We start from the raw sequence: 20,397 nt of genomic DNA, 5'->3' as shown, positions 1-20,397 counted from the left end.
ACATGCGTCGCGCCCACCTCCTCGCTGCTGCCCTCGGATCCGTCTCGCTCGGCTGCGCGCCCAAGCCGCCCCCGCCGGTGATGCAAATGCCGCCCGCGACGATCGAGGGCGCGAAGCCCGTCGCGCAGCGCACGCCTTCGAAGGAGATCGCGGTCCGCTTCCCCTACGCCGCGAACGAGGAGATCACGACGCTCGCCTACTCCGACCTCGCGCTCCTCGCGAAGCCGGAGCTCGTGCAGGGCGTCGCCACGAGCCTCGCGTGGTGGGCGAAAGACGTCGCCGGCGTCGACCGCGCGTGCGTCGACTCGATCGTCGGCGGCGCGAAGGAGATCCTCGTCGGCGACGGACAGCGCGGCTGGGTCGCGGTCGTCCGCGTCCCCGATCACACGCTCGAGAGCACGTGCACGCCGGACGCCCAGCTCGCGAGCGAGCTCATGATCGAAGGGACGACGAAGGCGTGGGCGTTCAAGGAGAACGGGCGCGCGTGCGCGACGACGCCGGGCTGGCTCGCGTGCGGGCACCCGGAGATGGTGAAGCTCGCGCTCGCGGCGGGCGGCGACGGCCTCGTGCCGGTCAGCCTCGACGGCGACGAGGTCGTGACGATCGACGATCGCGACAACGTGCGCGACCTCCGCCTCGTCGCCGCCTCGACGGAGGATCGGTTCACGGCGCGGGTCGAGCTCACCTTCGACAGCGACGACGAGGCGCGCAAGATCCACGAGATGCTCGAGCGCCCGACCGAGCTCGCGCCCGCGATCTCGGCGGAGAGCAAGGCGACGCCGGAGCAGCAGCGCCTCGTGTCGCGCATCGCGCGGAACCTCGTCGCGAGCCACCGCGCCGCGCGCGCGTCGATCCGCATCGAGCTCGAAGAGCCGATCGAGGCGCAGGTCCGCGACCTCACCGACTTCATGGGCCTCGTCACCAGCACGCTGCGCACGATGAAGATGCGCGTGCGCACGGAGGAGGCGCGCGCGAACCTGAACCACCTCGCGGGCAAGCTCGCGGAGGCGTGGGAGTCGAAGGACCCGAAGAGCCCGTTCGCGGCGAAGACGAAGCTCGTCTCGTTCCCCGCCGTCCCGAGCACGGTGCCGAAGAGGGCGGCGCTCACGTCCCCGGCCGACAGCTGGAAGGCATGGAGCGCGGTGGGTTGGTCGGTCGAGACGCCGAGCTTCTACCAGTACGAGGTGATCGCGGCGAAGGACGGCCAGACGGCGGACCTCGTCGCGCGCGGCGACCTCGACGGCGACGGCAAGGTGTCGACGTTCACGCGCCACGTCCGCATCGACAAGAGCTCGAAGCAGCTGATGATCGAGGACGTCGTCGCGACCGAGCCCGAGTGAGCTAATCGACCGGCGGCCACACCTGGCGCACGTAGCGCGCGGGGTGCTCTTCGTTCCACTGCCGCCGGTAGCCGAGCGACACCTCGTGGAAGGTGACGCCGTCGACGACGCGCTCCTGCCGGATGTGGAGGTGCCCGAAGACGACCGCGCGCGCGCGGAACCGCCGGTGCCAGTCCTCGGTCCGCCGCGTCCCGCACCAGATCGAGAAGCGCGGGACGAGCGGGAGGTGCGCGTGGGCCTGGCGGAGCGGGAAGTGGTTCACGAGGACGGTGCTCGTGTCCGGCGAGAGCGCCGCGAGCCGCGCCTCGGTGCGGTCGCAGCGCGCCGCGCACCACGCCGCGCGCGACGGGTACGGATCGGGCCGGAGGTAGATCTCGTCCGCGCACTTGATGCCCTCCTCCGCCGCCCACGCGATCGGATCGGCGACGTCGTCGGGGCGGAACGAGTAGTCGTAGAGGAGGAACAGCGGCGCGACGACGAGGCGCGGGTCCTCGGGCCAGGGCGCGTAGTCGTCCTCCGGCGTGAGCACGTCGTAGCGACGCGCGAGCGCGACGAGGCGCTCGTAGCGCTCCTCGCCGCGCGGCTCGGCGGGGTCGAGGCTCCAGAGCTCGTGGTTTCCGGGGACCCAGACGAGGCGCGCGAAGCGCGGAGCGAGGGCCTCGAAGACGAATTTCAGATCGGCCTCCGACTCCCCGAGATCGCCGCCCAGGATCAGCCAATCCCCGCGCGAAGGGGCCATCTCCTCCACGAAGCGACGGTTCTGCGGCTGGCGGACGTGAAGATCGCTGACGGCGAGGAGGCGCACGCGGGGTCAGAATAGCGCATGCGCGTCGCGCCCCTCGTCTTGCGAGGCTGCATCGTGGTCGGGATCGTCGGGAGCTGCTCGAGCTCGGAGAAGAGGAGCGCGGTGCACACGGCGGAGCTGGATCGCGACGCGGTGGCGCGCGTGACGGGCACGTGGGAGACCGACGGCGTCGCGATCACGATCTGCGACGACCGCACGCAGAGCTTCTGCGCGAACGACACGTGCAAGCTGCCTTGCCACGACCACACGCGGGAGGGGAAGGACGAGACGCTCACGTACGAGGAGACGGACCTCGGCTGCGACTGCTACGACTGCGAGTGCTACGACGTGCGCGGCGGCTTCGCGATCACGGCGCGCGCGATCGAAGGAGGCTCGGTGACGACGACGTTCTACGGCGACGCGATCGACACGCGGTGGAGCAAACTATCGAGCAAGGAGCCGCGCTGGTCGCTGGAGCTCTTCAACACCGGCGTCTCGCGAACGACGAGGATCGCGGCACGCTGGACCATCGCGCGGGACGACGACTCCGGCGCCGACACGCTGCGCATCCCCCCGCCGCCGGACGCCGGTCGCGCCTTCGACTTCGATCACCTCCGCAAGACGAAGAGCGGCGCCGACGCGTGTCCGTGATCACTGCAGGCGCACGACCTTCGCGCCGGGCAGCGCTTGCACGATCGGGCCGCTCAGGTTGAACCACGCCGCGCAGGCGTCGAGGGTGTCGGCGTCGCCGGTGACGATCTGCTTCTCCTTGCGGAGCCGATGGTGCGTCGCGACGAACGCGCCGACGTCCGCGAGCGGATAGCCGCGGCCGGTCAGCCACGCGACCTCTTCCGCCGCGAGGCGGAGGCGCTCGATCGCGGCGTCGTCGAAGGCGTTCGTGTCGTCCGCCACGCGCCGCAGTATACTCCGGGCATGCGCACCGCCGTCGCCGCCTTCCTCGCCTTCGCTCTCGCGGCCTGCACTCATCGCGCCGACGACGCATCGAGCGTCGAGCCGACCCCGCCAGCGACGCTGGAGCCCGCGCCGACGAAGGCGAAGACGAAGGGCCTCGTCCTCGCGACGCTCGTGACCCACGACGCGAAGGTATCGATCCTGACCGGCGAGCGCGTCATCGTCCAAAAGACCGACGGCACGCTGGTCGCCGACGGCATCTCCGTCGACGAGCTTCGTGCGGTCGACCCCCTCCTTCATGTGCTCGTCCGCGACGCCGTCGCCTCGAACAGCACGTACCTCGACGGCACGTACCACGCGCCACGCCTCCACGCCGACTGAGCAGCTCGCCGCCGCCACCGCGATGGGACGCGGCATCCACGTGCTCGTTTTTTAGGCGTGCACGACTCTCCAGCACGCTGCGACGCCTTCGGTATGCGGCGTCGCGAGGATCTGCCTTTTCGCTACGCATCGTCGTTGCGTGATGGACCGCGACACCGAGCGCCGTCCGGTCGCCCGGCGCCGGTCTGGGCAACGCAATGGCACAAAAGGCAATGAGCTGCCCATCGCTGGCTTGCCTCGGGGGCATAGGGTGCTCGGAGGCCGGCACACCACGCGATCCGCACCGGCGCGGATCGTTCTCGACGTTGGGGCTTCGCCATCGCGTCGTGGGGCAGGTTGACGGCGGCCGGATCGCTCATGGCCGCCTACCAGGGCGTCGACGTCGGAGCGGCGCATGCGCGAGCGCGTGTGTCTCGCTCGGGCGGGCGTGCGTCTCCTTGCGGAGGTAAAGCGATCGGCGGGTCCTTTGCCCGCGCTACGCTCGGAGACATGTCGCTCGCTGATGTGATCCGCCGACGTCTTCGCGCTGCTCAGGGTGCCGAGCCTTGTGACCTCGTCCTCAAGGGGGTTCGGTGGCTGGACGTGTTCTCGTGCGCGTTCGTGGAGGGGGACCTCGCGATCGCGGATGGGGTCGTCGTCGGGACGGCGCCGGGGCTGAAAGGGAAGCGCGAGATCGACGCGCGCGGGGCGCACGTCGTGCCTGGGTTCATCGACGCGCACGTCCACCTCGAGAGCTCGCTCCTCGTACCGGAGAGCTTTCAGCGCGCGGTGCTGCCGAAGGGCACGACGACCGCGGTCTGCGATCCGCACGAGCTCGCGAACGTGCTCGGCGTCCCCGGCATCCAGTTCTTCCTCGACGCCGCCGCGCGCATCCGCGGCGGGCTGCGCGACCTTCGGGAGCGCGTGCCGTGTGATTCACACGGCCTCGACCTCCGCGTGATGGTCAGCTCGTGCGTCCCCGCGACCGAGTTCGAGACCAACGGCGGGGGCACGCTCGACGCCGCCGCGCTCGCGCCGCTCCTCGGGCACGCGCAGGCGCTCGGGCTCGCGGAGGTCATGAACGTCCCCGGCGTCCTCTCCGGCGACCCGCTCGTGATCGACAAGCTCGTCGCCTTCGACGGGCGCCCGCTCGACGGGCACGCGCCGCTCGTCACCGGGCGCGCGCTCTCCGCCTATGCGTGCGCCGGCATCACCTCGTGCCACGAGAGCTCCGAGCTCGGTGAGGCGCAAGAGAAGCTTCGGAACGGCATCGCGGTGTGGATCCGCGAGGGCAGCGTCGCGAAGGACCTCGACGCGCTCGCGCCGCTCCTCACCCTCGCGACGTCGACCAGCGTCGGGTTCTGCACCGACGATCGGAACCCGCTCGACATCGCCCACGAAGGGCACCTCGACTTCCTGATCCGCGGCGCGATCCGGAAGGGCGTCGCGCCCGAGGTCGCGTACCGCGCGGCGTCGTGGTCGGTCGCGCGTCACTACGGCCTCGCCGGGCCGGCGCGTGGGGGCGAGCGCATCGGCGCGATCGCGCCGGGCTTCCGCGCCGACCTCGTCGTCCTCGACGACGCGGCGACGTGCGCGATCCGCGACGTGCTCGTCGGCGGGCGCTTCGCCGGCGAGCTCGATCTCCCCTCCCCCGCCGTGAGCACCCCGCCCAACACCGTCCGCGCGGCGATCCCGGAGGAGGTGGACCTGGTCGGACCGGCGGGGATGGTCCACGTCATCGGGGTACGGGCAGGGCGCATCTTGACCGACCGGCAGGTCGCGCCGAGCGACGGCGCCGGGATCCGCCGGCTCTCGGTGCTGGAGCGGTACGGCAAGGGAGGCAAGCCGGCGAACGGGTATGTCCACGGGTTCGGCGAGATCGACGGAGCGATTGGTTCCAGCGTAGGACACGATTCCCACAACCTGGTCGTCGTCGGAAAAGAGCCGCGTGACATGCGGGTGGCCCTTGCGTCGCTGGCCGAGGTTGGCGGAGGATTCGTGGTGGTCCAGGGGGGCAACGTGATCGCGCGGCTGCCATTGCCGCTCGGAGGTTTGATGTCGCTCGCAGAACCCGCCACGATTGCGCGTTCACTCCAGGAGCTTCGCGCGGCCAGCGCCGCGATCGGATGCTTCTTGCCGGAGCCGTTCTTGCAGCTCGCGTTCCTCTCTCTCCCCGTCATCCCCAGCCTCAAGCTCACCGACCGTGGCTTGATGGACGTGGACGCCTTCCGGCTGATCGACGTCCGCGCGGCGTGAGGAACACGTGATCCTCGTCTCGAAGACGTACTGGACCGGAATGCCCTTCTGGTTCCGCCGCACACCCTCCGGCGCGCGCAGCGAGTCCCTCGTCCTGCGCGCCCACGATCTCCGACAGTTCCGCGCCGTGTGCTGGACGCACGACGCGCACCCCAAGCCGCGCGTCGGCGTCGTGCTCGCTCATCCGCGCGTCGACTTCACGCATCACTACGCGATCCCGCGCCTCCTCGAGGCCGGCTTCTGCGTGCTCGGGCTCCAGACCCGCAACGGCGCGCAGGACACCTACGTCGAGCACGAAGAGATGGTGCTCGACGTCGCCGGCGCGGTGCGCTGGTTGAGGGAGAGGCAAGGCATCGCCAAGGTCGTGCTCTTCGGCAACAGCGGCGGCGGCTCGCTCCTCGCGTACTACCAGGCGGAGGCGCGGCTGCCGCCGACGGAGCGGACGAAGGAGTCGCCGGGGCGCCTCCCGACCCGCTTCGACAACACGCCGATGAGCCCCGCCGACGCGATGGTCTACGTCGCGGTCCATCGCGGACAGGGGAAGATCCTCCTCGACTGCATCGACGCCTCGGTCTCCGACGAGCGCGATCCGCTCTCGGTCGATCCGACCCTCGACATCTACGACGAGCGGAACGGCTTCCGCGAGCCGCCGGCGGAGAGCCGCTACCCCGCCTCGTTCCTCGATCGCTACCGCGAGGCGCAGGCCGCGCGCGTGGAGCGCCTCGACGCCACCGCGCACGCGATGATCTCGCGCCAAGAGAGCGCCGCCGCCGAGAGCGATCAACCGACCTTCTCCCAGAAGACGTTCACGCAGCGACGCGACGTCCTCCGCCGCCGCTTCGCCGAGCCGATCATGACGGTCTACCGGACGATGGCGAACCCGACCTACGTCGACCTCAACCTCGATCGGTCCGCGCGCGACTACGGCTCGCTCCTCAGCGAGCGGCCCGATCTGATGAACTACTCCGCGCTCGGGCTCGCGCGCACGGTGACGCCGCGCGCGTGGCTCTCGACGTGGTCCGGCCTCTCCTCGCGAGCCGACCTCGTCGAGAACGTGGCGCGCATCCGCGAGCCCTCCCTCCTCGTCACGCCGACGCGCGATCGCGAGGTGCTGCCCTCCGACACGCACGCGATCTACGCGGCGATGGCATCGCCCGACAAGAGGGCGGTCTCGCTCGACGCCCGCCACTACTTCGAGCCGCCGCCGGGAGAGACGAGCGGCGGCGACGCCGATCGCATGCTCGACGTCGTCATCCCGTGGATCCACGAGCACACGTGACGCGCATCGCGGTCGTCTACCACTCGGTCGGCGGCCGCACGCGCGCGCTCGCCGAGCACGTCGCGGCGGGCGCACGCGCGATCGCCGGCGCCGAGGTCGACCTCCTCGCGGTCGAGGACGCGCACCTGCACCTCGTCTCGCGCGCGGACGCGATCGTCTTCGGCTGCCCGACGTACATGGGCAGCGCGTCCGCCGCCTTCAAGGCGTTCATGGACGGGACGAGCGCGATCTGGGCGGTGCAAGGCTGGCGCGACAAGATCGCGGGCGCGTTCACGCACTCCGCCGCGCCGAGCGGCGACAAGCTCGGCACGCTCGTGCAGCTCGCCGTGTTCGCCGCGCAGCACGGCATGATCTGGGTCGGCCTCGGGCTGCCGCCGGCGTACGCGAGCAGCGACGCGGCCCCGACCGACACGAACCGCCTCGGCAGCCACCTCGGCGCGATGGCGCAGTCGCGCCCCGGCGGCGGCGCGGTGCCGGAGAGCGATCTCCGCACCGCGGAGGTCCTCGGCCGCCGTATCGCCGAGGCCGCGCGGCGCTGGGGACCCAACGCCGCGCTCCGAAGCGAGCGCCATCCCGCGGCGCAGGCGTGGGCGTTTCCGCCGGCCGATCGCCCCGCGCCTCCGCCCGGGATCGCGCGCGCCAACCTCCGTGAGCTCGTCGCGCGACCGGCGCGGTTCGAGCATCACCTCGTGGTGTGCGCGTCGATCGGCCCGGCCCAGCTCGAGGTCACGGCCGCCTCCGAGCCCCTGTATTTTGCACACATCAACCTGTCGGACGAGGTCGTGGTCGCGCTGCCGACGGGCGACGATCTCGTCGACCGCTTCCCGCTCCGCACCTTCCTCGCGCGGCCGAACGACGGCGTCGACGCCGGTCGCTACAACCACAAGAACGGCGACGCGGTGCTCCATCCGGAGGGGTGGCTCCACTGGCCGGGGCGCCTCCGCCCGCCGTACGCGCCGTTCGACTTCCCGCCCGGGATGCGGCGGACCGGGCTCTCGGTCGTGTACTGCGCGTCGGCTCCGACCAAGGGCCGCCCGCACGTGACCGAGGCGCCGCCGGGACGCGCGGAGGACGTGAAGGCCTACGTCGAGCCGTCGCCGCCGATGAGCCTCTCCGACCTGCGCACGGCCGGACGCGTCGCGACGATCGGGAGCACGCGCCTCGATCTCGTCGTGCGGCCCGACGCGATCGCGCCGCCGCGCGGCGGCTTCGTCGTCGTGCTCGAGGCCGACGCCGCGTCGGCGTTCGCGTGCGATCTGCTTCGCATCGCGCCCGGTGCGCGGCTCGACGGCGCCGGGATCGTGCGCGCGCTCGTGCTCTCGAGCGACGACGTCGAGCCCGATCCGGTCCCTCCTTCATGGCACGAGGTGCCGCCGCCTCCCTTCCCGCCGTTCGAGGAGGGCGCGCCCGGCGCGCTCCCGTTCGTGCGCGACGGGCTCCGCGTCGAAGACGGCGGCGACGTGGCGCGCGTCACGATCGGCGGCGCCGCCGCGGAGGTGCCGCGCTACTGGCTCGCGCGGATGCTCTACCGCGTCGCGCTCCACGGCCTCCGCCTCGGCTGGGTCGAGACGTACGGCGGGCTCTACACCGACGATCGCGGCGACGCGCTCCGGATCGGGCTCCGCGCGGGCGCGGCGCCGCTCGTCGTCCCTCGGGCCGAGGCGCTCCGCTTCGTCGAGGAGCTCTATCGCGCGGTCGCGCCGGCGGGTTACGTCGAGCGGCTCCGCTGATATGCTCGCCGCCCTTGGGAACACGCCACGTCCTGCTCGTTCGACACGGACAGTACGACGTCGACAGCGGCGGCTCGCTCACCGAGCTCGGACGCGAGCAGGCCGCGGTCACCGGGAAGTGGATCGCGCAGAACCTCGGCGCGCTGCGGGTGAGCGCGATCTACTCGAGCACGCTCCCGCGCGCGAAGGAGACGGCGGACATCATCGCGCCGAACGTCACCCGTCGCGCGGTGAAGCGCGCCGCGCTCCTACGCGAGGGCATGTACTCGAAGGTCAAGGGCTACGACGTGCCGGCGTCGGAGCGGGAGGAGGACCGCGCGCGGGCCGACCTCGCCTGGGCGCGCTTCTTCAAGACGACGCGCGCCGACCGCTTCGAGATCCTGGTCTGTCACGGCAACCTGATCCGTTACCTGGTCTGCCACGCGCTCGAGGTCCCCGGCGCCCGCTGGACGCGCATGAACAGCAACCACTGTGCGCTCACACGGGTCCTCGTACGCGACACCGGCGCCGTGCGCGTCGTGTCGTACAACGAGACCGCGCACCTCCCTTCGCGCCTCATCACGTGACTGGCCGCTTGACCGAGCGCGTCATCACGTGAATCCTCGTTGGCGTCGTGAGCTCGCGGTCCATGCTTCGTGCTGCCGCGGCGCCCGCGCTCTTCCTCGAACGAGGCTTCGCCCGGTTCCTCGCGCGACCGGGAATGCTTCGACGCTCGAAGAGCACGAGCGTCGACCTCGGCGTGGTCTTGCCGAAGGACCTCGCGCGCCTGCTCGACACGGTCGGCGGCGGCGCGGTCGCCGACTTCCGCGGGCGTCCGACCCTGCCCCGCCTCGGCCCGCTCCTCACCGCCGCGCGCAAGGGCGGCGCCGCGCGCGAGAGACTGGTCGCCTTGCTCGCCGGCGCGATCCCGTTCGGCGAGACGACCGACGGTGAGGTGCTCGCCTACTTCCACGGCGAAGACCCGGCCGCGACCGCGGTCATCGCGACGGTGGACCCGCCGCAGGTCGTCTGCCGCGGCGCGGGGGAGCTCGCGGTCATTTGCATGATGCATGCATTGAACGCGGAGCCGCCGGTCCCGGTGCCGGGCATCGCGGAGGAGGGCGCGGTCCGCCTCGCGATCGAGCGCGGGGAGGCCCGCGCCGCGCTCCTCCTCGGCGCCGACGCCGACGTCCGCGCGACGATGCGCGCGCTCGCGGGGCGCACGCTCGACGTCCCGCCGCCGGAGACGCGCGCCGACGTGCGGTCGTCGCCGCTCGCGTTCGGCGCGCTCGTGGAGTCCTTCTTCCGCGGCGGCGATCTCGCGGCGCACGCCTCCTCCGCCGACGCGCTCGTGCGCGAGCTCGCCCTGCTGCTCGCGAAGCCGGAGTACGCGCGCCGCGCGGCGCTCGCGCCGAAGCCGCGGAGGGCGAGCGCGGCGAACGACGCGCTCACGACGACGCGGCTCATCGTCGATCGGATCGACGCGCTGCCGCCGGCGGCGGAGGCGTTCGGCGCGGTGCAGGAGCGGGAAGAGACGTTGCTCGCGCTCGCGGCCCTCGGCGATCGCGCCGTCCTCCCGGAGCTCCGCACGCGCGCGATCGGCGGCGATCCGCAGGCGCTCGAGATGCTCGGCGTCCTCGGCGATCGCGAGCTCACGCTCCACGCGACGGAGCTGCTCGCGGCGGAGGGACGGCGCGTGCCCGCGCTCGACGTCGCGCTCGTCCGCATGCTCGTCGCGGTGGGCGCGACCGAGGCCTGCCCCGCGCTCCGGCGCTTGCTCGAGACGAGCCCGCTCACGGGGTGGCGGCAGGGGCTCGAGCGCGGCGTCGTCGTGCGCGAGCTCGTCGTCGCGCTCGGCGAGCTCGGCGATCGCTCCGCCGCGCCGCTCCTCGTCACGATCCTGGAGTCGAAGAGCCAGGAGTACCGCGCGATGCTGCCGCTCGCGGCGTATTCGCTCGGGCAGCTCGAGCACGAGCCCGCCCTCGCCGCGCTCGAGCGCTTCGTGCTCTCGCCGAAGGACGCCGTCGCGTGCGAGGCGATCTGGGCGATCGGCGCGATCGGCCGCGCGCACGCCGCGGCGCGGCCGCGCGCGGCGGCGCTCCTCGAGCTCCTGCGCGGGCTCGAGCCGGGCGCGGAGGTCACGCGCCTCGTCGCGCTCGCGAAGGTCGGGCAAGAGATCAAGGAGCGGGACCTCCGCGCCGCGATCGATCGCGCGCTCGTCGAGCCGGGCTTCCGCCAAGACGAGACGTCGCGCCGGCGCGCGTGGGCGTTCCGCGCGCTCGAGGACCTCGCCGCGCAGCCGCCCCCGCCGCGATCGCGGCGGAGCGCGCTCGTGTTCGACTACGAGGCGATGCGCTACTGGGTGACGCGCGACGATCATCGCGTGCGCTGCGCGGCGGAGCGCGCGTTCGCGGCGTTCCGCCTCCCCGCCCCGAAGGCGCGCCCGTACTTCGCGTTCGCGCTCCCGGACGACGTGGACGCGCTGCTCGAAGCGGTGCGCGATCCGCTCGGCATCTTCAAGCACAACGTCGCGACGCGCCTCGCCGCGCTGGACGATCGCCGCGCCGTGCGCGCGCTCGCGGAGGCGACCGCGCGCCTCTTCGCCGCGCCCGCGACGTCGACGTACGAGTACGACGACGCGCCGCCGCCGCTCGTCGCGTTCGTGCGCGCGCTCGCAAAGGTGAACGATCAGGAGAGCAACGGCGTCCTCCTCGAGGGGCTTCGTTCGCAGAACCATCAGGTGCGCGCCGTCGTCGCCGAGAACGCGCCCGACGACGCGCGCTTCGTCCCCGAGCTGATGGAGATGCTCGGCGATCCGCGCAGCTTCCTCCGCTCTCGCGCCGAGAAATCGCTGACCACGCTCGGCGCGATCCAGCCGCACGTCGAGCCGATGACGACCGAGCTGATGGCGGTCCCGCAGCGACTCCAGGGCTGACGGTGAAGGAGGCGACATGAGCGACGACGGGTTCGAGCATCGGACGATCGACGCGGGCGAGGTCCGCCTCCACGTCGCGGAGGCGCGCCCGGCGAACGCGGGCGACGACACGCCGCTCGTCGTCTTCCTCCACGGCTTCCCCGAGTTCTGGTGGTCGTGGCGCCATCAGCTCACGGCGCTGCGCGACGCCGGGTACTGGGCGGTCGCCCCCGACATGCGCGGCTACGGCGGCTCGGACAAACCGTGGGAGGTCGGCGCCTACGAGATCGAGCGCCTCGCCGGCGACGTCGCGGGGCTCATCCGCGCGCTCGGCCGCGAGAAGGCCTTCGTCGTCGGCCACGACTGGGGCGCCGTCGTCGCGTGGGCGTTCGCGATGGAGCACCCGGACCTGCTCGATCGCCTCGCGATCCTGAACGTGCCGCACCCGCTCCAGATGCTGAAGGGCCTCCGCACGCTGCGGCAGCTGATGAAGAGCTGGTACATGTTCTTCTTCCAGCTCCCGAAGGTGCCCGAGCTCTCGATCGCGGCGCGGGACCACGAGCTCTTGCGCAAGACGTTCGCGGCCGACGGCGTCCCCTCCGACGAGATCGAGCGGTACGTCGAGGCGTTCCGCGTCCCGGGCGTCGCGCGCTCCTCGGTGAACTACTACCGCGCCGCGATCCGGCGCGTCGTCACCGGCCGCACGCCGAAGATGCGTCCGATCGATCGCCCGACGCTCGTCGTCTGGGGCGATCGCGATCGCTTCCTCGGCAAGGAGCTCGCGGAGCCGCCGCCGCGCTTCGTACCGAACGCGCGCACGGTCCACATCCCCGAGGCGACGCACTGGGTCCAGCGCGACGCCCCCGCGCGCGTGAACGAGCTACTCCTCGAGCACTTCGGCGATCAGGGATCGAGCCGGTAGATCGCGCCGCCCTTGCGGTCGACGAAGTAGATCTTCCCGTCGGGGCCGAAGTTGAGGCCGGCGAGGGAGCCCGGCGGGAGGTTCGTCGCGAACGAGCGGAGGACGGTGCCCTCCTTGATCGAGATCGCGTGGATCTGCGAGGTGAGCGCGTCGGTCGTGAAGACGATGTCGCCCGAGGCCTCGAGGCCGGACGGCTGCTCGAGGAGACCGCCGGACGCGACCTCGACGACCGGCGCCTCGTAGAACGCGCGCTCGACGATCGGCTCGTAGCCGGGGAACGGCGCGACGAAGAGGCCCTCCGACGGGTCGAGCGCGAGGATGCGCTTGTTGCCGGTGTCGGCGACGTAGAGCTTCTTGTCGGCCGCGTTCCACGACACCGCGCTGATGAGGCCGTCGACGCCCTTCACCTGGTTGGTCCAGTAGCGGCGGATGACGCCGTCCGAGTGGTCGTCCCAGCCCGGGCCGTGGTCGGCCTTGAAGTCGTAGAAGTCGATCGACTTCTCGTGCGAGTTGAAGGCGAAGTACTGGTTGCCCTCGCCGGCCCACGAGATGCCGCGGCAGTACGACGTCGAGTGCAGCATGTCGAGGTGGCTGCCGAGGTTCGTCGCGGTGTTGTTGCCGCCGAAGATGTCGAGGTTCGCGGTGTACAGCGTCGGCCCCATGAAGAAGTTGCCGCCGTTGTTGCCGTCGCCGCACGTGCCCCAGGTCTGACCCCACTGGCTGTCGGAGCCGAAGGCGAAGGCCGGCGGCTTGTTCTGGAAGTGCGCGTAGGCGACGTCGCGGCGCTCGATGACCTGCACCTGCTTCGTGCCGATGTTCTTCACGACCGTCATGTGGCCGGTGCGGTAGTTGTTGATCCACAGGTCGCGCGGCGACCGCGGGTTGAACTCGAGGTCGACCGGCTCCCACAGCGGGTTCGACTGATGAACGAGCGTCATCTGCGCCGGCTTCTCGTCGGTGCCGAGCTCGTAGGCGGGCAGCTTCTCCGTCGCGTCGACGGCGCGGCCGAACGCGTCGCACGACACGCCCTCCTCCGTGCACCGATCCTCGGGGAAGAGCTGCTCTTCGTTGGTCTCCGACGCGCACGCGAAGAGAGAGGCCGAGAGGGCAAGGACGGCGGGGGCAACGAGGTGGAGCTTCATCGGTAGGAAGGCCTCCTACCACACACCCACACATGTGCAACGCTCTGCGTAAATTTTGATTGCCGAAGACTTACGCGCAGTTAACCGCTACGGCACCGGTGCCGCACCGACGAGGCGGCGGAATTCGGCGACGGACCGTTCGTCCAGCGCGCCGGCGGTGTGGACGATGCGGCCACTCTTGTCGACGACCAGGGTGGCGGGGACGCGCTTCTCTCCGAGCGCGTCGGCGAGCTGGAAGTCCTCGTCGACGAGGACGGCGTAGGGCACGCGGTGCTCGGTCGCGAACGTCTTCACCTTGTCGACGGGCTCGCCGACGGCGACGCTGACGACGACGCCGCCGTGCTCCTTCGACCAGGCGTCGAGCTTCTCGAGGTCGGGGCGCTCCTTCTGACATGCGTCGCACCACGTCGCCCAGAGCGCGAGGAGCGCCGGCCTCCCGCCGAGCGCGCTCGCGAGGTCCTGACCTCCACGATCGAGCGCGCGGAGGCTCGCCTGCGGCAGCGTCGCCGGGCGCGCGGCAGGGGCGGCGGTCGCTGCGCAGCCGGAGACTAAGAGGAGGAGAGCGATCAGAAGCGTGCGCCGGCTTGCCACAGCGCGACATTAACGGTGAGGCCGTCGGTGCGCCAGTACCGTTCGTAGCCGGCGTCGAGGTGCGCTCCCGCGAACAGGAACGGCAGCTCGAGCGCGACCTTCGCGCCGGCGGTGTGCGCCTGGAACGGCCCGAGGTCGCTGTCGGCGGTGAAGCGTCGTTCGCCGCGTCCGGGCGAGAGCGTCGTGAAGAAGTCGACGCCGTCCTGCGTGTACCAGCGGTAGCTCGCGCGCAGGTACACGAGCGGATGGACGCGCTGCGAGAGCTGTCCTTCGATCGCGTGCGCCTGCACTCCCCACCCGTCGGTGTAGAAGCGGTAGAAGCCCTTGAGCGATCCGTCCCACGGGAGGTACTGCGCGAAGCGGCCGACGAGCGCGTGCCGCCATCGCGCGCGCGGCAGCACCTCCGCGAAGCGCTCGCCGTTCACGAACGGCACCGAGTTCCACGTGTTGCCGAGCACGCCGTACTGCGCGGAGACGCCGTAGTTCGCGTGCACCACCGTCGTCGGCGTGAGGATCTGCGTGAGCCCGACGTTCACGTTCGAGGTCGAGCGCGTCGCGCGGCCCGTCTTCACGCCGAGGCCGTTGTACGCGCTGAACCAGTCGAGCACGTTGTTGACGCTGCCCGACACGGTCGCGGCGTCGTCGGCGACGTTCAGGCTCGCGCCGATGCCGGCCGCCCAGGAGCGGAAGTTCTCCTCGACGTGGACGTTGTTGCGCGCGGACGCGGTCCACTTCGTGGCCTCGTACGCGACGGCCCAGTCGAACGCGATCGCCTCGTTCTGCCGCGACGAGTTGGAGATGAGGTCGAGCCTCCGCCCGCGATCGATCGCATCCGCAGAGGCCGACGTGACGAGGTCGATCGGCACCCAGAAGCGATGAACGATGCGCTCACTCTGCCGCGCCTGCACGAAGAGCTGCGGCTGGAACACCGCAAGCGCAGCATTGCCGGGATCGAGCCACGACCGCGAGCTCGCCTTCGACTGATACCCGGTGCCCCGCTGCTGATACGCAGTGAACGCCGTCTCGACCCGCTCGACCACGAAGCGATGGAGCTTCGCAGGCGCGGGCGCGGGGGGGGCGGGCGCCGCCGCCGGAGCGGAGAGGGCGGGTGCGGAGAGGGCGGGAGCGGAGAGGGCGGGAGCGGAGAGGGCGGGCGCCGCGGGGGATGCGGGCGCCGCTGCGGGCGCGAGCGAGACAGGCGCAGGCGAGACGGGCGCGGGGGCGGGTACCGCCGAAGGCGCGGGCGAGACGGGCGCGGGGGCGGGTGTCGCTGCGGGGGCGGGCGCGGCTTCGTGGGCGTGCGTGGGCCAGGCGACGACGAGGGTCGCGAGGCACGCGAGGATGAGCAGCGCTCGGCGCAGCACCGACTACTGGCAGCCGCAGCCGCCGCCCGCCGCCGTGCCGTCGCCGCCCGCGGCCGCTTCACGTGTATTGTACAACTTCTGCTTGCGGTACGTCTCGAGCGGGTCGTCCGTCAGCGACATCATCGGATCGGCGAGCTTGCCGCGCCGGTTCTGCGGGACGGTCGCGCAGCTCGCGACGGTGGCGAGGAGCAGGAAGAGGAATACGGCTCGTTGCATCAGAGACTCCCGGTGAGCAAAGCGCCCGCGGCGCGATCGCCGAACGTCGGCACGACCGAAATCGAAGGCGGCGCGCTCTTCGGCTCACGCTCTCCGGCGCGAACCGCGTCGAGCACGCCGAAGATGCTGCCGAAGATGGACACGGCGACGGACGCGTACGTCGTCCACTGAATGCCCGCCGGCGCCCGCCACAGCACGTTCGGATAGAAACCGACCACGACCCCTTGCACCGCGACCGGCACGAGGAGCGGCAGCGAGAACCAGATCCCACGCCGCGTCTCACCCGCGATCGCGTGCGCGACGAGCGGCACAAACGCCATCCCCGACAACCCGCCAACGAGCCCGGCGTTGCGAACGTAAGGATCGCCCGATCGCGCGATCATCGTCGCCCCCACCCCGAGCGACACCATCGTGACCGCCCCCCCCGCCAGCAACGCGAGGACGGGATTGTCTTCGCGATGGGGCTCTTCGCGATGGGGCTCTTCGCGATGGGGCTCTTCGCGATGGGGCTCCGCCCCATACCCCGATCGTTCGCCTGCGCTGCGCTCCGGCTCACGATGAACGGGGGCTGCCGCCCCCCTCACCCCCCGCTCACGCTCCCCCTCGCTTCCCCGCTCACGCCCCGGCGGTTCGGCAGGCGCGGCGACGAGCGCAGACGCCGAAAGAGGTTCCGCGGGCGCAGCGGCACGCGAGGGCGCAGGCGCCGAAAGAGGGTCCGCAGGCGTGGCGGCACGCGAGGGCGCGGGCGCCGAAAGAGGGTCCGCAGGCGTGGCGGCACGCGAGGGCGCAGGCGCCGAAAGAGGGTCCGCAGGCGCGGACGCGCCGGGTGCAGCGGGGGCTGCGTCGACCGCAGGCGCGGACGCGGCGGCAGCGACCGCGGGCGTGGCGGCACGCGAGGGCGTCGAATGTAGAACGAGCGTCGTCAGGCCTAGGCCGACGGCGGTCGTTCGGACCCGCATGGGTCGGGCTCAGTTGGGGACGGGCTCGGGATTCACGCCCTTCGAGGACGCGTTCGCGCAGCCGAGCTCGACGCCGGTGGGGCCTTCCTTCGTCTTCACGATCTTGAACTCGACGCGGCGGTTCTTCTCCCACGCCTCTTCGTTGTGGCCCGGATCCTCGGGGCAGAACTCGCCGTAGCCCTTCGCGCGGAGGGTCGACTTGTTCACCTTGCGCGCGACGAGGCCCGCCATGACGCTGTTCACGCGGTCCTGCGTGAGGCGAAGGTTGTACGCGTCGGTGGCGCGCTCGTCGGCGTGGCCCGCGACCTCGATGAGCGTGAACTCGGGGTGGTGGAGCAGCGTCGTCGCGACGGCGTCGAGGATCTCGTTCGACTCGGGGAGGATCTCCGCCGAGTTCGTGCGGAACTTGATCTTCTTCAGGATGAGGATGTTGTCCTTGTCGATGACGACGAGGCCCTTGTCCGGGCAGCCGTCCTCGTCCTCGAAGCCGTTGAAGGTCTCGGGCTCGTTCGGACACTTGTCGACGACGTCGAGGATGCCGTCCTTGTCGTTGTCCGGATCGGGGCAGCCGTCCTCGTCCTCGAACCCGTCCTTGTCCTCCGGATCGTTCGGACACTGATCCTTCTTGTCCGGGATGCCGTCCTTGTCGTTGTCCGGATCGGGGCAGCCGTCCTCGTCCTCGAACCCGTCCTTGTCCTCCGGATCGTCCGGGCACTTGTCCTTCGAGTCGAGGATGCCGTCGCCGTCGCGGTCGCCGTCGTCGCCCTCGGGGCAGCCGTCCTCGTCCTGATCGCCGTCGCGATCCTCGGGCTCGTTCGGACAGCGGTCGTCCTTGTCGAGGATGCCGTCGTTGTCGTTGTCCGGATCGGGGCAGCCGTCCTCGTCCTGGAATCCGTCGAAATCCTCGGGATCGTCCGGGCACTTGTCGACGTCGTCCTTGATGCCGTCGCCGTCGCGGTCGCCGATCGACGGCTCGAAGATGAAGCCGATGAACGCGCGGATGTCCGCCGCCTCGAAGCCCTGCGTGTAGCGCGGACCGCCGCCGAGGAGGAGGTAGCTGTTGCGCTCGACGAAGACCTTGATGCCGCCGGTGACCTCGTTCGACGGCTTGATCTTCGAGGCCGCGTCGGAGAGGAGGTACGTGCCGTACGTATCGGCGACGAGATCGAGGGCGGGGAGCACGCGGTACGAGAGGCCGAGGCCGTAGGTCACGCGGTTTCCGTCGCGGAGCCGGCCGTCCTTCAGGTCGATGATCGTGTCGCTCACCGCGTGGCCGCGGAAGCCGGCGTTGAGGCCGATCCGGAACTGCCCCGTCGAGCCGAACCGCTTCTCGCCGATGACCTGCGGCCAGTACCAGAAGCCCGGATCGCCGGCGCCGTTCTGCGGCGCGTCCGCGATCGGGACGCCGACCTGCGCCGCGACCGCGAGGCCGAAGCCGCGCTCGACGCGGAGGATGCGCGCCTTCGCGTGGAGCGCGATGAAGCCCGCGTTCTGGAAGTCGACGAGCTCGGGCCGCCACTGCGTGCCGTTCGGGGTGCCGTTGCCGAGCGGGCCGGTCTGCGCGGGGGCGCCGGAGCGATCGGTCTGCGCCTCGCCCGACATGAGCTGGATCGGGAGCGTGACGCCGGCGACGAGGAAGTTCGCGAAGCCGTAGTTGAAGGAGAAGCTCCCCTTGAACGAGTGATCGATGAGGTTCGTGCTCTCCTGCCCCTTGTCGGCGGTGCGGAGGAGGCCGTGGCCGTAGTCGATGACGAGGCCGAGCGAGAGGTCGTTCGCGCCGAGGACGTCGGTGCCGTTCGTGTGGAAGAAGCCCTTCGAGTCGAGGGCCGGACGGAAGAGGTGCGTGTCGAAGCCCTTGCCGTTCTCGGTCGGGATCGTCTGCGCCGCGGCGTCGTGCTCGAAGCCGACGACCGCAGTGCCGAGCCCTACGGCGGCTGCCAGGAAACGAAGACCGGATCGAATGCTCGGAGCGCGCACGGGCGCGACCCTAACACAACAGGAATCGACGCGACAAAATAGGTACACTGGGGGTCGCGCATGCGCGTGTGGCTGATTTTTGCGGCGCTCCTCGCGCTCGTCCTCGGATGGTCGGGCGAGGCCCGCGCCGATCTGAAGGTCGACAGCAAGTGGCGCCAGAGCGCGCTCCGCGAAGACTTCACCGTGGTGCAGTGGCTCGACGCGAGCTGCGGCGCGCCGCCGAAATCGTCGACGAGCGGCGGCGGCGAGAGCATCGACATCAAGGTCGAAGGCGACGAGCTCGCGTTCATCGGCGGCGGCCGCGTCTACCGCACGAACATCTGCTACGACCCGATGCCCGGCCTCCAGCGCGCCTCGCACTCGCGCGACGGCAAGACCTGGCGCACGCGCTGCGCGACGCCGCCCTCCGACGCGCGCAAGGTCGTCCTCAACACGCTCGTCGTCGCGACGTCGGACACGCACATCGAGATCGTGGAGACGGGCCGCTACGAGATGTCGCTCGAGAGCGGCAAGTGCGTCGCCGACGTGAAGCGCACACGCAGCTTCGACGCCGTCGGCGACACCGCGCCTGCAGCCGGCACGAGCACCGAGACCGGGCCGTCGCCCGCGCCCGCGAAGAGCAACGCGCCCTCGGAGGCGCCGCCGCGGCCCGCGCTCTGCGGCGTCGTCGGAGAGGCGCAGAAGCTCGAGGTGCGACCTTCGCAGAAGCTCCTCCGCCCCGGCGAGACCTTCCGCTTCCGCGCGGTCGTGCTCGACGCGAAGGGCTGCGAGACCAGGACCGGCACCGCGTTCCGCCTCGCGCCCGACGCGACCGGCAAGGGCGTGAAGGTCGACGCGCTCGGCAACGTGACCGCGGCGAAGGAGGCGACGGAGGGCGCGCTCGAGATCATCGCGTCGGCGGGCGGGAAGGAGACGCGCGTCACGGTCGAGATCGTGAGCGCGGCGCGCTACGACGAGCTCCTCCAGCGCTCGGGCTTGAACGCCGAGGGCGAGAGCGACGAGGCGGCGTCCGTCGTCATCGCCTCGCAGTCGATCGGCGCGGACGAGTCCGTGGTCGAGGACGGCGCGCGAAAGCGGCGGCTCGTGTTCCTCGGCATCATCGGCGCCGCCCTCGCGGGCCTGCTCGTCGCGGGGATCTTCGTCCTCCGGCGCAACCGGCGCGCGAAGGAGCTCATGCACGCGGCGGAGGAGCGGCACGAGGAGCGCGTCCGCGAGGTGCTCGAGCGCCGGCGACGGCGTGAGGCCGAGCACGCCGCGCAGCAGCGCGCGCACGAGGAGAGCGTGGCCGCCGCGCGCGCGGTGTCGAGCTCACGCAGCGTCGCGGCCGAGCCTGCTCCGCCCCTCCGCCGCGCGGACCTCGTGTGTGCCTCGTGCGGCCGCGAGATGGAGCCGGGGACTTCCTTCTGTCCTCACGACGGCACGCCGCTCGTCGCGGCCGGCGCGCCGGAGAAGCGCGGCGGTGGCATCTGCCCGGTGTGCAACACGGTGTTCGGGAGCGAGGTGACGCGCTGCCCGAAGGACAAGCAGGTGCTGATCCCTTATCCGGTGCAAGCGATGGCGCAGCGCAGCGACGCGCCGCGCGGGAAGATCTGTCCGTCGTGCGGTGAGCGCTTCGACGGCGGCGCCGACTTCTGCGGAAAAGACGGGACGCAGCTGGTGCTGCTGAACTGAC

Annotated in this window: 18 protein-coding genes; 10 read left to right on the top strand and 8 right to left on the bottom strand. The window is 71.4% G+C overall.

Translation table 11 applies throughout. The features are described from left to right. Positions 1-2 precede the first annotated feature (2 nt). Complete coding sequence (locus KF837_03825) at positions 3-1,340, top strand: hypothetical protein (GenBank protein ID MBX3226410.1); 1,338 nt, start codon at positions 3-5, stop codon at positions 1,338-1,340. A gap of 1 nt (position 1,341) precedes the next feature. Here KF837_03825 and KF837_03820 read toward each other — a convergent pair whose 3' ends face one another. Continuing rightward, positions 1,342-2,145, bottom strand: a complete 804-nt coding sequence (locus KF837_03820; protein MBX3226409.1) for a metallophosphoesterase — start codon at positions 2,143-2,145, stop codon at positions 1,342-1,344. A gap of 18 nt (positions 2,146-2,163) precedes the next feature. Here KF837_03820 and KF837_03815 point away from each other — a divergent pair, with 18 nt between their 5' ends. Beyond that, positions 2,164-2,775, top strand: coding sequence for a hypothetical protein (locus tag KF837_03815; protein MBX3226408.1), 612 nt, complete (start codon positions 2,164-2,166; stop codon positions 2,773-2,775). On the opposite strand, the gene KF837_03810 is transcribed toward KF837_03815, so the two are convergent. Then, positions 2,776-3,036 (bottom strand): DUF434 domain-containing protein, encoded by a 261-nt coding sequence (locus KF837_03810; protein MBX3226407.1) that lies wholly within the window; start codon positions 3,034-3,036, stop codon positions 2,776-2,778. It abuts the gene before it with no gap. 21 nt (positions 3,037-3,057) lie between these two features. Between KF837_03810 and KF837_03805 the strand changes: the two genes are divergently transcribed. From KF837_03805 to KF837_03775, 7 genes are all read left to right on the top strand, one after another. After that, positions 3,058-3,417, top strand: a complete 360-nt coding sequence (locus KF837_03805) for a hypothetical protein (GenBank protein MBX3226406.1) — start codon at positions 3,058-3,060, stop codon at positions 3,415-3,417. Between the two features lie 582 nt (positions 3,418-3,999). Further along, positions 4,000-5,652: an adenine deaminase gene (gene ade / locus KF837_03800; GenBank protein MBX3226405.1), complete on the top strand. Its 1,653-nt coding sequence runs from the start codon at positions 4,000-4,002 to the stop codon at positions 5,650-5,652. A 7-nt stretch (positions 5,653-5,659) separates the two neighbouring features. Beyond that, complete coding sequence (locus KF837_03795) at positions 5,660-6,931, top strand: hypothetical protein (GenBank protein MBX3226404.1); 1,272 nt, start codon at positions 5,660-5,662, stop codon at positions 6,929-6,931. Between the two features lie 5 nt (positions 6,932-6,936). Next, on the top strand, positions 6,937-8,661 hold the full coding sequence (locus tag KF837_03790; protein MBX3226403.1) for an NAD(P)H-dependent oxidoreductase: 1,725 nt from the start codon (positions 6,937-6,939) through the stop codon (positions 8,659-8,661). A gap of 14 nt (positions 8,662-8,675) precedes the next feature. Continuing rightward, complete coding sequence (locus tag KF837_03785) at positions 8,676-9,227, top strand: histidine phosphatase family protein (GenBank protein MBX3226402.1); 552 nt, start codon at positions 8,676-8,678, stop codon at positions 9,225-9,227. A 62-nt stretch (positions 9,228-9,289) separates the two neighbouring features. Further along, entirely contained in the window at positions 9,290-11,575 is a 2,286-nt protein-coding gene (locus tag KF837_03780; protein ID MBX3226401.1) for a hypothetical protein, read from the top strand. A gap of 16 nt (positions 11,576-11,591) precedes the next feature. After that, entirely contained in the window at positions 11,592-12,476 is an 885-nt protein-coding gene (locus KF837_03775; protein MBX3226400.1) for an alpha/beta fold hydrolase, read from the top strand. Here KF837_03775 and KF837_03770 read toward each other — a convergent pair. From KF837_03770 to KF837_03745, 6 genes are all read right to left on the bottom strand, one after another. After that, the gene (locus KF837_03770; protein MBX3226399.1) at positions 12,458-13,618 is read right to left on the bottom strand and encodes a hypothetical protein; all 1,161 of its coding nucleotides are present in this window, start codon (positions 13,616-13,618) and stop codon (positions 12,458-12,460) included. The genes KF837_03775 and KF837_03770 overlap by 19 nt on opposite strands. Positions 13,619-13,705: 87 nt before the next feature. After that, positions 13,706-14,209 carry a TlpA family protein disulfide reductase gene (locus tag KF837_03765; GenBank protein MBX3226398.1) on the bottom strand — a complete coding sequence of 168 codons (504 nt, stop codon included), beginning with the start codon at positions 14,207-14,209 and terminating at the stop codon, positions 13,706-13,708. Then, complete coding sequence (locus KF837_03760) at positions 14,185-15,573, bottom strand: DUF3570 domain-containing protein (protein MBX3226397.1); 1,389 nt, start codon at positions 15,571-15,573, stop codon at positions 14,185-14,187. Before KF837_03760 ends, KF837_03765 begins: the two co-directional genes overlap by 25 nt. 3 nt (positions 15,574-15,576) lie before the next feature. Beyond that, complete coding sequence (locus tag KF837_03755; GenBank protein ID MBX3226396.1) at positions 15,577-15,789, bottom strand: DUF4266 domain-containing protein; 213 nt, start codon at positions 15,787-15,789, stop codon at positions 15,577-15,579. Continuing rightward, positions 15,789-16,109 (bottom strand): hypothetical protein, encoded by a 321-nt coding sequence (locus KF837_03750; GenBank protein ID MBX3226395.1) that lies wholly within the window; start codon positions 16,107-16,109, stop codon positions 15,789-15,791. Before KF837_03750 ends, KF837_03755 begins: the two co-directional genes overlap by 1 nt. Before the next feature lie 648 nt (positions 16,110-16,757). Next, positions 16,758-18,773 carry an OmpA family protein gene (locus KF837_03745; GenBank protein MBX3226394.1) on the bottom strand — a complete coding sequence of 672 codons (2,016 nt, stop codon included), beginning with the start codon at positions 18,771-18,773 and terminating at the stop codon, positions 16,758-16,760. A 12-nt stretch (positions 18,774-18,785) separates the two neighbouring features. Between KF837_03745 and KF837_03740 the strand changes: the two genes are divergently transcribed. Beyond that, positions 18,786-20,396 carry a zinc ribbon domain-containing protein gene (locus tag KF837_03740; GenBank protein ID MBX3226393.1) on the top strand — a complete coding sequence of 537 codons (1,611 nt, stop codon included), beginning with the start codon at positions 18,786-18,788 and terminating at the stop codon, positions 20,394-20,396. The last annotated feature ends 1 nt before the right edge of the window (position 20,397 follow it).

Source organism: Labilithrix sp., assembly GCA_019637155.1.
GTDB lineage: Bacteria > Myxococcota_A > Polyangia > Polyangiales > Polyangiaceae > Labilithrix.
This window is presented reverse-complemented; position numbering and strand designations above follow the sequence as displayed.